Source organism: Bacillus halotolerans (genome assembly GCF_004006435.1).
Classification (GTDB): Bacteria; Bacillota; Bacilli; order Bacillales; family Bacillaceae; genus Bacillus; species Bacillus halotolerans.
On record NZ_CP029364.1, the window covers coordinates 3,432,199 to 3,444,780 of the forward strand.

Here is a 12,582-nt window from a genome sequence, read left to right on the forward strand (position 1 = left end):
ATCCATAGCATAATCTAAAGAGAGTAAAGGTGTGTTGTCTATGATTCAGATTCTTTTTGTCCTCGGCCTTATCCTCGGTTCATTTTATTATACGGTTGGATGCCGTATCCCCTTGCACATATCCATCATAAGTCCGCGTTCAGCATGTTCCTTTTGCCGTCGAACCCTAACCCCGACGGAATTAATCCCTGTTTTATCTTTTATTCTGCAAAAAGGCAATTGCAAAAGCTGCGGCCAAAAGCTCTCTCTTATGTACCCGGCGGCAGAGCTCTCGACAGCGAGTTTATTTGCAGCCGCGGGATTTCGTTTTGGTTTGTCTTGGGAACTGATTGTTGCGTTGGTGTTTCTATCTCTTCTAATTATTGTTTCTGTGACAGATATTCACTTTATGCTGATTCCAAATCGCATATTGCTATTCTTTCTTCCCTTTCTGGCAGCTGGCAGAATCATTTCTCCGCTTCTTTCTTGGTATGAAGGCTTTATAGGCGCGGCTGCCGGTTTTCTTTTACTGGCCTTTATTGCCGTCATCACTCATGGAGGAATAGGGGGAGGGGATGTTAAATTATTTGCCGTTATTGGCCTTGTGCTTGGTGTAAAAATGCTTGCTGCCGCCTTTTTCTTTTCAGTTTTTATAGGCGCATTGTACGGAGCTGCCGCTGTACTGTTCGGAAGGCTGGCCAGAAAACAGCCGATTCCCTTTGCCCCGGCAATTGCGGCAGGAAGCATTTTCGCTTATTTATACGGTGACTCTATCATTTCCTTTTATGTCAAAACGGCGTTAGGCTGACTGATAAAAAATTTGACGAACGTTTTTTGGACAAGACGACAAAAGTCTTGTTCTTTTTTTTTTCGCCTGTGCTAAAGTGTGTAGCATGAAAAGCCACAAGAACGGTCACACAAATGAAGGGAGGAAGCAGAATTGAAAAAAAGGAAGCAAAAAAAAATCAGTAAAGCGGAAGAAAAAGCCCTTAAGGTGACGATTAATGGAAAAGAAGAAACAGTTTATGAACAAGAGACACCGGAGACAGAGCAAGAAAAAAACATGACGTTTTCAAATTGGGAGGAAAAGAGAAAGGCGGAGCAGGAGGTTGCGGCATCCCATGAACATACTGATGAAGATGAATTCAACTGGGATTCAGACGAGGATAAGGTGTTTAAAGATGACCCCAAAGTTGTTCCGCCTTATCAAAAGAAGAAATCGAAGCTCTATTCAAAAGGAAAGTCAGGGTCGGCCAAGCCAGTAAAAAGAGTGGCGGCGACAATTGCCTTTGCTGCGGTTTTAGGCACAGGCTTAGGGCTATTCGCATTGAATATATCAGGCAATAAAGAAGCGTCGGCGCCAGCCTCCTTAGACGATTCTTTAGGCAGCCAGACGGCAAAAGCAGGAGATACATCTGCGGAGAAACAAAGCACCGGCGGTGAAAAACAAGCGGCACAAACGGAAGGTACATATAAAACATATGCAGTTCAAGCAGGAAAGTTTTCAAATGAAAAGGGTGCTGAGACATTAACTGAACAGCTGACTGAAAAAGGATATTCCGCCGTCTCCCTGTCAAAGGATGACGGGTATACGTATGTCATTGCGGGCCTGGCAAATGATAAGGCTGTATCACAGCAGTTAGGGCAGCTTTTGATCGACAGCGATTTTGAAGCTTGGGGAGGCAAGGAATTATCCTTATCAATAGAGTCGGATATGACAGATTCTTTCAAGAAAACAGCAGAGCTCTCTGCGAAGGCGATTCTCGGAGAAGATATCACAAAAGCAAGTGTTAAAAAAATAGAAAAGTCGCTCGGTGAATCAGAAGCGGCTGAAACGGGAGAGAAAAAAGCAGTTTTGCAGGCGTTAAAGGAATTAGAGGACCCAAGTGCTGAAGCCGGATGGAAGGCTCAGCAGCAGCTTTTAGCCGTAATTAAATAATAGAAAGTGCCTGAGCCTTCGTCCTTAGCGACAGGCTTTTTTTATTTTGTCATGAAAAAGTTATTTTTCTGAAATTGTGGCGAGCCTCATGATTTGGTAGGATAAATGAGTATCTTTTTTTCTTAAGCAAACCCTGAAAGGATGACGAACATGGCTAAGCCGCTTATACTTGCATCACAATCTCCGCGAAGAAAAGAACTCCTCGATCTGCTTCAGATCCCCTACACCATTATTGTCAGTGAAGTAGAGGAAAAATTAAATCGAAACTTTTCACCTGAAGAAAACGTCCAATGGTTGGCAAAACAAAAAGCTAAGGCTGTGGCCGATCTCAATCCGGGCGCAATTGTAATCGGTGCTGATACAATGGTATGTCTTGACGGTGAGTGCCTTGGCAAACCGCAAGATCAAGAAGAAGCCGCTGCAATGCTTCGCAGGCTTTCCGGCCGTAGTCATTCAGTGATAACCGCTGTCAGTATTCAAGCCGCAAATCACAGCGAAACGTTCTATGATAAGACAGAGGTTGTGTTTTGGCCCCTCAGCGAAGAAGATATTTGGACTTATATTGAAACGAAAGAGCCGATGGATAAAGCAGGTGCATACGGCATCCAAGGAAAAGGCGCACTTTTTGTAAAAAAAATAGACGGAGATTATTATTCAGTCGTAGGGCTCCCTATATCAAAAACAATGAGAGTTCTGAAGGATTTTGATGTAGAAGCCTGACGATTTTTATAAACGGGAAGGGAAAGAAAAGGAGGGCTTGATCATACACGATCTGCCATTAAAACTCAGAGATTTCCCAAAGAAAGAAAAACCTAGAGAACGGCTGCTGAAAGTCGGAGCCGAGAACTTAGCAAACAACGAACTTTTGGCTATTTTATTGCGGACAGGCACAAAGAACGAATCTGTTATGAACCTTTCAAACAGGCTTCTGCGCTCGTTTGACGGGCTGCGTCTGCTGAAAGAAGCTTCCGTTGAGGAGCTGTCCAGCATCCCGGGAATCGGTCTGGTGAAGGCTGTGCAAATACTGGCAGCAGTTGAACTGGGAAGCCGTATTCATAAACTAGCCAATGAAGAACATTTTGTAATCCGCTCCCCGGAAGACGGCGCAAACCTGGTCATGGAGGATATGCGCTTTTTAACCCAGGAGCATTTTGTCTGTTTATATTTAAATACAAAAAACCAAGTCATCCATAAACGCACTGTTTTTATCGGAAGTCTGAATTCATCTATTGTCCACCCCCGGGAGGTATTTAAAGAAGCGTTCAAACGATCTGCCGCTTCCTTTATTTGTATCCACAATCATCCTTCGGGGGATCCGACGCCGAGCAGGGAAGATATTGAAGTGACAAGAAGGCTGTTTGAATGCGGAAACCTGATTGGCATCGAGCTGCTTGACCATTTGGTGATTGGCGACAAAAAATTTGTGAGTTTAAAGGAAAAAGGATATTTGTAACACTTTTTTTTTCGTCGAATTAAGCTATAATAGAGTTTATGAGTTTTTCCCTTTAGGGTATTTTTGCTTTAAGAAAGGAAGATACATACATATGTTTGGAATTGGTACAAGAGACCTTGGTATAGATCTTGGAACTGCGAATACGCTTGTTTTTGTGAAAGGTAAAGGAATTGTTGTGAGAGAGCCGTCAGTCGTTGCTCTGCAAACGGATACGAAATCGATTGTTGCTGTCGGAAATGATGCGAAAAATATGATCGGACGGACTCCTGGAAACGTAGTAGCTCTTCGCCCGATGAAAGACGGCGTTATCGCTGATTATGAAACGACGGCTACCATGATGAAATATTACATCAATCAGGCCATTAAAAATAAAGGCATGTTTGCCAGAAAACCTTATGTGATGGTTTGTGTGCCATCCGGCATTACTGCGGTTGAAGAGCGTGCTGTTATCGATGCGACAAGACAAGCCGGAGCGCGTGACGCGTATCCGATCGAAGAACCGTTTGCTGCGGCTATCGGCGCCAATCTGCCGGTTTGGGAACCGACTGGAAGCATGGTTGTTGATATCGGTGGCGGAACGACAGAAGTTGCGATTATTTCCCTCGGAGGTATTGTAACATCTCAATCCATCCGCGTTGCCGGTGATGAAATGGACGATGCGATTATCAACTACATCAGAAAAACATACAACCTGATGATCGGGGACCGCACTGCTGAAGCGATTAAAATGGATATCGGCTCTGCTGAATCCGCAGAAGAATCCGATAAAATGGAAATCCGCGGCCGTGACTTGCTGACAGGTCTGCCGAAAACGATCGAAATTACTGGAAAAGAAATTTCTAATGCTTTGCGTGACACTGTGTCAACTATTGTAGAGGCAGTGAAAAGCACACTTGAAAAAACACCGCCTGAGCTTGCCGCAGATATCATGGACAGAGGTATTGTGTTAACCGGCGGCGGAGCGCTTCTTCGTAATCTGGACAAAGTCATCAGCGAAGAAACAAAAATGCCGGTCCTTATCGCTGAAGACCCGCTTGATTGTGTAGCGATCGGTACAGGAAAAGCACTGGAGCACATCCATCTTTTCAAAGGAAAAACAAGATAATCGGGAGTTCAATAGAAGAGGTGTAACACGATGCCGAATAAACGGTTAATGCTATTACTTCTGTGTATTATCATATTGGTGGCTATGATTGGATTTTCGCTGAAGGACGGCCGTAATACCACCTGGCCTGAGAAACTGATCGGTGATACGACGGGAGTATTTCAAAACATTTTTCATACGCCTGCCGAATTTTTTGCAGGGATATTTGAGAACATTAGTGATTTAAAAAACACATACGAAGAAAACGAGCGTCTGAGAGAAAAGCTTGACGGACAGACAAAATATGAAGCCAAGCTCCAAGAACTTGAAGACGAAAACAAATCCTTGCGTGACGAACTCGGCCATGTGAAATCAATAAAAGATTACAAGCCGATTTTGGCGACAGTCATTGCCAGAAGTCCTGATAACTGGGCGAAGCAGGTGACCCTTAACAAAGGGACTCAGCAAAACGTAGCGAAAGATATGGCTGTAACGAACGAAAAAGGCGCATTAATCGGGAAGATTAAAAGCTCCGGCCTTAATAACTTTACGTCTACGGTCCAGCTTTTAAGCGATACTGACCGGAATAACAGAGTCGCAACAACCATTTCCGGGAAAAAAGGCAGCAAAGGCTACGGTTTAATCGAAGGCTATGATAAAGACAAAAAACGGCTGAAGATGACCATAATCGAACGCAAGGATAAACAAGACGTGAAAAAAGGCGATCTGATTGAAACGTCGGGCACAGGAGGCGTATTTCCAGAAGGGCTGACAATCGGTGAAGTGACTGAGATTGAGTCTGACTCTTATGGATTAACGAAAGTTGCCTATGTAAAACCTGCGGCTGATCTTTCTGATTTAAATAATGTGATCGTTGTTAATCGTGATGTGCCGACTGTCGATACAGAGGAGGAAGGATCGTGAAACGTTTCCTTCTCCCTTTCGTTATGATGTTGGTTTTTTCGGCGGAAAGCATCTTTACTGATCTGGTGCATTTCCCGTTCGTCACGGATGACCAGGTGCTCGTCCCGCGTTTTCTGATGCTTGTGCTGATTTTTATGTCGGCTTTTATCAATCAAAAACACGCGGTGATCTACGGTTTTATTTTCGGCTTTCTATATGATATGAATTATACAAGTCTATTAGGTGTTTATATGTTTGGCTTTGCGGGGCTAAGCTATTTGGCGTCAAAAGCGTTTAAAGTGCTGCACACAAACGCTTTTGTCGTCATCCTGATTGCTGTTCTCGCAGTTTGCCTGCTTGAATTTTATGTATTCGGCATTCAGTCGCTGATTCACAAAGACATTATGACGTTTAATGGCTTTGTGCTAGACCGGTTTATACCGACAGTTTTATTAAATATGATAAGCGCACTCATCCTGGTTCTCCCATTTAGATTATTTTTTATGAGTCTAAAGAAAGAATTGAGAGATGAGTAAAAAGGATTTTATCTTTTTTTGACGAAATGAGTATGTTGTTGAGGTGAATATTGTGAAGACCAAAAAGCAGCAATATGTAACGATAAAAGGAACAAAGAATGGTTTGACATTGCATCTTGATGATGCATGTTCTTTTGATGAGCTTCTCGATGGTCTTCAGAATATGCTGTCAATTGAACAATATACAGATGGAAAAGGCCAGAAAATCAGTGTTCACATTAAGCTGGGCAATCGCTGCTTATATCAGGAACAAGAAGAACAGCTGACCGAATTAATTGCGTCAAAGAAAGATTTGTTTGTTCATTCTATTGAGAGTGAAGTCATTACTAAAAAAGAAGCACAGCGTATGAAAGAGGAAGCTGAAATTATTTCTGTTTCAAAAATTGTCCGTTCAGGCCAAGTGCTCGAGGTGAAGGGCGATTTGCTTCTAATCGGAGATGTGAACCCGGGCGGGACAGTCAGAGCCGGCGGAAACATTTTTGTTTTGGGTTCGCTGAAAGGGATTGCCCACGCCGGATTTAACGGAAATAATCATGCGGTCATTGCTGCCTCTGAAATGCTGCCGACACAGTTAAGAATCAATCACGTGTTAAATCGCTCCCCAGACCACATTCAAAAAGGGAACGAAATGGAATGTGCTTATTTAGATACAGACGGAAATATGGTCATTGAACGCCTTCAACATTTGGCTCATTTAAGACCTGATCTAACAAGGCTTGAGGGAGGAATGTGAATTGGGTGAGGCTATCGTAATAACTTCGGGAAAAGGCGGAGTAGGTAAAACAACAACATCTGCTAACCTCGGTACCGCCTTAGCCATTTTAGGGAAGCGTGTATGTTTAGTAGATACTGATATAGGACTGCGCAACCTGGATGTAGTAATGGGTCTTGAAAATAGAATTATTTATGATCTCGTAGACGTTGTAGAGGGCAGATGTAAAATGCATCAGGCGCTCGTAAAGGATAAACGTTTTGATGATTTGCTCTATTTAATGCCTGCTGCTCAAACGAGCGATAAAACGGCTGTTGCTCCTGAACAAATTAAAACTATGGTCCAAGAGCTCAAGCAGGAATTTGATTATGTCATCATAGACTGCCCCGCAGGAATTGAGCAAGGATACAAAAACGCCGTTTCCGGGGCTGACAAGGCGGTAGTGGTCACAACGCCTGAAATTTCAGCTGTGCGAGATGCTGATCGCATTATAGGGCTTTTGGAACAAGAAGAAAATATTGAACCGCCGCGGCTCGTCGTAAACAGAATCAGAAATCACCTGATGAAAAACGGTGACACGATGGATATCGATGAAATCGTTCAGCATTTGTCGATTGATTTGCTCGGTATCGTTGCCGATGATGATGAAGTGATTAAGGCATCTAACCATGGCGAACCGATTGCAATGGACCCTAAAAATCGCGCCTCCATCGCATATCGCAATATTGCCCGCCGCATTTTAGGCGAATCTGTTCCTTTGCAGGTGCTTGAAGAGCAAAACAAGGGAATGATGGCTAAGATTAAGTCATTTTTCGGAGTAAGATCATAATTTCATAGAATAAAAGAGAAGAATCTGACAAAGCAAATGCTGTGTCAGGTTTTTTTGTTTCTGACTGCTCTGTGCTGAAGGTAAATCGAATAATTGCCGTGGACAAGACATATGATGTACAAACCCAACGAATGCAAAGGATGATGGCAATGAGTCACAGAGCAGATGAAATCAGAAAACGATTAGAAAAAAGAAGGAAACAGGTTTCCGGCTCAAAACGTTTCCCTACTCAGACAGGTTCCGAAAAGGAAAAACCGCCGTCTTGGGTCATGATGTCTGATCAGGAAAAACATGGAACCCTCCCGGTATATGAAGATGGCAATTCGAATTTCAGCGGAAGACACCCTTTGGTGAAAACAGACTCAATTATTCTGAAATGTCTTCTATCGGCCTGCCTTGTTCTTGTTTCTGCCATAGCCTATAAAACAAATATTGGACCCGTCAGCCAGATCAAGCCGGTCGTTGCACAAACCTTCGAAACAGAATTTCAATTTGCTTCAGCAAGCCATTGGTTTGAAACGAAATTTGGCAGCCCGCTTGCATTTCTCGCTCCTGAAAAGAAAAATAAGGAACAGCAGGTTGAAGTGGGTCAGGATCTCGTCGCACCCGCATCTGGTAAAGTTCAGCAGGATTTTCAGGACAACGGGGAAGGCATTAAAGTCGAAACAAGCAGCGATACAATCGATTGTATAAAAGAAGGCTATGTTGTTGAAGTCAGTAAAGATGGTGAGACGGGGCTGACAGTGAAAGTGCAGCATGCTGACAATACCTACAGCATTTATGGTGAACTGAAAGACGTGGATGTCGCTTTATATGATTTTGTAGATAAAGGCAAAAAGCTCGGTTCGATTAAACTCGATGATCATAACAAAGGGCTCTATTATTTTGCCATGAAAGACGGCGACAAATTTATTGATCCGATTCAGGTGATCTCATTTGAATAAATGGCTTGACCTCATCTTGAAAATTCATGTTCATCCTTTTCTTTGGATTATCATGGCGCTGGGGCTGATTACAGGGCATATGAAAGCATTGCTGTGTTTGCTTGTGATTGTTCTGATCCATGAGCTGGGGCATGCCGCTCTGGCCGTGTTTTTTTCTTGGAGAATCAAGCGTGTTTTTTTGCTGCCATTTGGAGGAACAGTTGAAGTGGAAGAGCACGGAAATCGGCCGTTAAAGGAAGAGTTTGCGGTTATTATTGCCGGACCTCTTCAGCACATTTGGCTTCAGCTTGCGGCTTGGATGATTGCAGGCCTCTCAATAATTGATCAGCAGACCTTTGAACTGTTTACATTTTATAATCTATCTATTTTATTTGTGAATCTGCTGCCGATTTGGCCGCTTGATGGCGGCAAGCTGTTATTTTTAATTTTTTCAAAGCATCTGTCTTTTCAAAAAGCGCACCGGCTGAATCTGAAGACTTCACTTGTGTGCTGCCTGCTTCTCGCATGCTGGGTTTTATTTGCGGTTCCTCTGCAAATCAGCGCATGGGTTTTGTTTGTCTTTCTGGCTGTTTCTCTGTTTGAGGAGTACAGGCAAAGACACTACATCCATGTGAGGTTTCTCCTGGAAAGATATTATGGGAAAAACCGTGAGCTTGAAAAATTGCTACCGCTTACCGTTAATGCTGAGGACAAAGTCTATCATGTCATGGCGGAATTCAAACGAGGCTGCAAGCATCCCATTATTATAGAAAAATCCGGCGAGAAGCTAAGCCAGCTGGATGAGAATGAAGTGCTGCATGCCTACTTTGCTGATAAACGGACAAATTCCTCCATGGAAGAGCTGCTGCTCCCTTATTAAAATCGATTGACAAACGCCTTGTATTCTGATATATTTTTTAATGTTATGGATGTAGCACCAATGCTACAACCGCTCAGTACAGGTGTTAAGAGTTGTTTTACAGCCCCCTGGTATCTGGCGAGTCTTAGTCTAATAGGAGGTGCAGAGAATGTACGCAATCATTAAAACAGGCGGTAAACAAATTAAAGTTGAAGAAGGCCAAACTGTTTACATCGAGAAACTTGCTGCTGAAGCAGGTGAAACAGTTACTTTTGAAGACGTTTTGTTTGTTGGCGGAGACAATGTGAAAGTCGGCAACCCTACAGTTGAAGGCGTAACAGTAACGGCTAAAGTTGAAAAACAAGGCCGCGCGAAAAAAATCACTGTTTTCAGATACAAAGCAAAGAAAAACGTTCATAAAAAACAAGGTCATCGTCAGCCTTACACTAAAGTGACGATCGAAAAAATCAACGCGTAAGCATGATTCAGGCAACAATCAGACGGTCCCGTACTGACAAAAGCTTATTGTCTTTTGAAATGACGGGCCACGCCGACTTTGCTGAACATGGACAAGATCTCGTTTGTGCCGGAGTAACAGCCGTTGTGTTTGGATCCGTTAACGCGGTCATCGCGCTGGCGGGCTTCGAGCCGCTTCTTGATATAGGAGAAGACGGGGGTTATTTCTACTTTGAATTCCCTGAATCTCTTGATCCGGAGGCGCGCCAAAAAGCTCAGTTGCTGATTGAAGGCATGATTGTTTCGTTAGAGACAATTGAGCGGGATTATAAAGATCACTTGCGTGTGACCACAAACATAATATAGGAGGTGAGCTACATGCTTAGATTAGATCTTCAGTTTTTCGCTTCTAAAAAAGGAGTAGGTTCTACAAAGAACGGACGTGACTCTGAGGCTAAACGTTTAGGTGCTAAACGTGCTGACGGTCAATTCGTAACAGGCGGTTCTATCCTTTACCGTCAACGCGGAACAAAAATTTACCCAGGTGAAAACGTGGGCCGCGGCGGAGATGACACTCTTTTTGCGAAAATCGACGGAACTGTTAAATTCGAACGTTTCGGCCGTGACCGCAAAAAAGTGAGCGTATATCCTGTAGCTCAATAATGATTCAAAAACTCCGGTCGATGATGACTGGAGTTTTTTTTGCAATATGCGGAGTAAGCATCAAGAATGTTATGCAGAGTATGTGCGAGCAGACCCCGCCAAGAATGAGAACGAATGTCTCAAACCCACTGGATATGTTCCCCAAGCAGTAATACATAAAATGTTCTGCCTGGCTGAAAATCAACCGAAGCCAGAAAAAAGGAACATGATATTTCTGGGAAAAACAATTGTTTTTCTATCAAAGCCTTCTCTGTTATAATTCATAATACACACTTATACAGACTCCTAAATAAGAAATCAAATGATTGGGAGTGCGAAAATGAAGGATGTTTCAAAAAATCAAGAAGAAAATATAAGCGATACGGCTTTAACAAATGAACTGATTCATCTTCTTGGCCATTCCCGGCATGATTGGATGAATAAGCTGCAGCTAATTAAAGGAAACTTAAGCTTGCAGAAGTATGACCGCGTCTTTGAAATCATTGAAGAAATGGTGATAGACGCTAAGCACGAATCAAAGCTCTCAAACCTGAAAACACCGCATTTAGCGTTTGATTTTCTTACGTTTAATTGGAAAGCCCAATGTATGACACTTGAATATGAAGTTCTCGGGGAAATTAAGGATTTGTCAGCTTATGATCAAAAATTGGCGAAACTGATGAGAAAGCTGTTTGATCTGTTTGAACAAGCAGTCACTAGAGGCAGTGAAAATCATTTAACCGTTTCGCTTCAAACCGATCATCCTGACAGACAGCTGATTCTGTACCTTGATTTTCACGGCACTTTTGCCAATATATCTGCCTTTGACGATTTTCGGCAAAATGGATATGAGGACTTTGATATCATGCGTTTTGAGATCACAAGTCACGAATGTCTGATTGAAATTGGGTTGAACTAGCGGAGTTTTTAACGGTTTAGAACGGAGGACATTATGTTTGTAGATCAGGTGAAAGTGTATGTAAAAGGCGGCGACGGAGGCAACGGGATGGTTGCGTTTCGCCGTGAAAAATATGTGCCGAAAGGCGGCCCTGCCGGCGGCGACGGCGGAAAAGGAGGAGACGTCGTTTTTGAAGTGGACGAAGGTCTCCGTACTCTTATGGATTTTAGATATAAAAAACACTTTAAAGCGATTCGCGGCGAGCATGGCATGTCAAAAAACCAGCATGGACGAAATGCTGATGATATGGTCATTAAAGTTCCGCCTGGCACTGTTGTAACAGACGATGATACAAAACAGGTCATTGCCGATTTAACCGAACATGGACAGCAGGCTGTCATCGCAAGGGGCGGAAGAGGCGGAAGAGGGAACTCACGCTTTGCCACACCGGCGAACCCCGCACCTCAGCTCTCAGAAAACGGTGAACCGGGAAAAGAACGCTATGTTGTTCTTGAATTAAAAGTGCTTGCAGACGTCGGGCTTGTCGGGTTCCCAAGTGTAGGAAAATCGACTTTGTTGTCCGTCGTTTCATCTGCAAAACCGAAAATTGCGGATTATCATTTTACGACACTTGTTCCGAATCTTGGCATGGTCGAAACAGATGATGGACGGAGCTTCGTTATAGCCGATTTGCCTGGACTGATTGAAGGGGCTCATCAAGGCGTCGGGCTTGGCCACCAATTTTTGCGCCATATTGAGCGGACCCGTGTTATCGTTCATGTCATTGATATGTCCGGCTTGGAAGGCCGCGATCCGTATGAGGATTATGTGACAATTAATCAGGAATTGAGCGAGTACAATTTGCGTCTCACTGAGCGCCCGCAAATTATTGTCGCAAATAAAATGGACATGCCGCAGGCGGCGGAAAATCTTGAAGGGTTTAAAGAAAAGCTGACGGATGATTATCCGGTGTTCCCGGTCAGTGCAGTGACAAGAGAAGGTCTTCGCGAGCTTCTGTATGAAGTTGCCAATCAGCTGGAAAACACTCCGGAATTCCCGCTGTATGACGAGGAAGAGCTTACGCAAAACCGTGTTATGTACACGATGGAGAATGAAGAAGTGCCATTCAGCATCACGCGAGATCCTGACGGAGTCTTTGTGCTTTCAGGAGACAGTCTTGAGCGGTTATTCAAGATGACTGATTTCTCACGTGATGAATCTGTTAAACGATTTGCAAGACAGATGCGGGGAATGGGTGTTGATGAAGCACTCAGAGAACGCGGGGCCAAAGACGGAGACATTATCAGACTTCTTGAATTCGAATTTGAATTTATTGATTAATGATGGGTGAGAGCCTGGATATCAGGCT

General features: G+C 43.5%; 17 protein-coding genes and 1 other annotated feature. Of the genes, 16 read left to right on the plus strand and 1 reads right to left on the minus strand.

All coding sequences use genetic code 11. The features are described 5' to 3' along the window. Positions 1-40: 40 nt before the first annotated feature. The 14 genes from DIC78_RS17570 (at position 41) to rpmA (ending at position 10,336) form a co-directional block, all read left to right on the plus strand. Positions 41-787: a prepilin peptidase gene (locus tag DIC78_RS17570; protein WP_127696691.1), complete on the plus strand. Its 747-nt coding sequence runs from the start codon at positions 41-43 to the stop codon at positions 785-787. A 132-nt stretch (positions 788-919) separates the two neighbouring features. After that, positions 920-1,918: an SPOR domain-containing protein gene (locus DIC78_RS17575; RefSeq protein ID WP_105953484.1), complete on the plus strand. Its 999-nt coding sequence runs from the start codon at positions 920-922 to the stop codon at positions 1,916-1,918. Positions 1,919-2,068: 150 nt separating this feature from the next. Beyond that, complete coding sequence (locus DIC78_RS17580; protein ID WP_024122358.1) at positions 2,069-2,638, plus strand: Maf family nucleotide pyrophosphatase; 570 nt, start codon at positions 2,069-2,071, stop codon at positions 2,636-2,638. Between the two features lie 37 nt (positions 2,639-2,675). Beyond that, positions 2,676-3,371 carry a RadC family protein gene (gene radC / locus DIC78_RS17585; RefSeq protein ID WP_024122357.1) on the plus strand — a complete coding sequence of 232 codons (696 nt, stop codon included), beginning with the start codon at positions 2,676-2,678 and terminating at the stop codon, positions 3,369-3,371. 91 nt (positions 3,372-3,462) lie between these two features. Further along, positions 3,463-4,476 carry a cell shape-determining protein MreB gene (gene mreB, locus DIC78_RS17590; protein WP_010335164.1) on the plus strand — a complete coding sequence of 338 codons (1,014 nt, stop codon included), beginning with the start codon at positions 3,463-3,465 and terminating at the stop codon, positions 4,474-4,476. Positions 4,477-4,506: 30 nt separating this feature from the next. Beyond that, entirely contained in the window at positions 4,507-5,379 is an 873-nt protein-coding gene (gene mreC / locus DIC78_RS17595; RefSeq protein WP_024122356.1) for a rod shape-determining protein MreC, read from the plus strand. Then, entirely contained in the window at positions 5,376-5,894 is a 519-nt protein-coding gene (gene mreD / locus DIC78_RS17600) for a rod shape-determining protein MreD (RefSeq protein ID WP_010335162.1), read from the plus strand. The genes mreC and mreD overlap by 4 nt, the downstream gene beginning before the upstream one ends. A 52-nt stretch (positions 5,895-5,946) precedes the next feature. Next, a complete protein-coding gene (minC, locus tag DIC78_RS17605) occupies positions 5,947-6,627 on the plus strand; it encodes a septum site-determining protein MinC (RefSeq protein WP_024122354.1) in 681 nt (226 codons plus the stop codon). Position 6,628: 1 nt separating this feature from the next. Continuing rightward, positions 6,629-7,435 carry a septum site-determining protein MinD gene (minD, locus tag DIC78_RS17610; protein WP_024122353.1) on the plus strand — a complete coding sequence of 269 codons (807 nt, stop codon included), beginning with the start codon at positions 6,629-6,631 and terminating at the stop codon, positions 7,433-7,435. A 149-nt stretch (positions 7,436-7,584) separates the two neighbouring features. Continuing rightward, entirely contained in the window at positions 7,585-8,379 is a 795-nt protein-coding gene (locus DIC78_RS17615; protein WP_127696692.1) for a M23 family metallopeptidase, read from the plus strand. After that, on the plus strand, positions 8,372-9,238 hold the full coding sequence (locus DIC78_RS17620) for a M50 family metallopeptidase (protein WP_044154177.1): 867 nt from the start codon (positions 8,372-8,374) through the stop codon (positions 9,236-9,238). The genes DIC78_RS17615 and DIC78_RS17620 overlap by 8 nt, the downstream gene beginning before the upstream one ends. A gap of 57 nt (positions 9,239-9,295) precedes the next feature. Beyond that, positions 9,296-9,373: a sequence feature (ribosomal protein L21 leader region), on the plus strand. A 13-nt stretch (positions 9,374-9,386) separates the two neighbouring features. Continuing rightward, a complete protein-coding gene (gene rplU / locus DIC78_RS17625; protein WP_127696693.1) occupies positions 9,387-9,695 on the plus strand; it encodes a 50S ribosomal protein L21 in 309 nt (102 codons plus the stop codon). A gap of 2 nt (positions 9,696-9,697) precedes the next feature. Continuing rightward, on the plus strand, positions 9,698-10,039 hold the full coding sequence (locus DIC78_RS17630; RefSeq protein WP_024122350.1) for a ribosomal-processing cysteine protease Prp: 342 nt from the start codon (positions 9,698-9,700) through the stop codon (positions 10,037-10,039). 12 nt (positions 10,040-10,051) lie between these two features. Next, entirely contained in the window at positions 10,052-10,336 is a 285-nt protein-coding gene (rpmA, locus tag DIC78_RS17635) for a 50S ribosomal protein L27 (RefSeq protein ID WP_003222623.1), read from the plus strand. Between the two features lie 119 nt (positions 10,337-10,455). On the opposite strand, the gene DIC78_RS17640 is transcribed toward rpmA, so the two are convergent. Further along, positions 10,456-10,578, minus strand: coding sequence for a hypothetical protein (locus tag DIC78_RS17640; RefSeq protein WP_125825434.1), 123 nt, complete (start codon positions 10,576-10,578; stop codon positions 10,456-10,458). 77 nt (positions 10,579-10,655) lie between these two features. Between DIC78_RS17640 and DIC78_RS17645 the strand changes: the two genes are divergently transcribed. Together DIC78_RS17645 and obgE are read left to right on the plus strand one after the other, a co-directional pair. Beyond that, positions 10,656-11,234, plus strand: a complete 579-nt coding sequence (locus tag DIC78_RS17645; RefSeq protein WP_095714292.1) for a sporulation initiation phosphotransferase B — start codon at positions 10,656-10,658, stop codon at positions 11,232-11,234. 33 nt (positions 11,235-11,267) lie between these two features. Then, on the plus strand, positions 11,268-12,554 hold the full coding sequence (gene obgE / locus DIC78_RS17650; RefSeq protein ID WP_024122348.1) for a GTPase ObgE: 1,287 nt from the start codon (positions 11,268-11,270) through the stop codon (positions 12,552-12,554). The last annotated feature ends 28 nt before the right edge of the window (positions 12,555-12,582 follow it).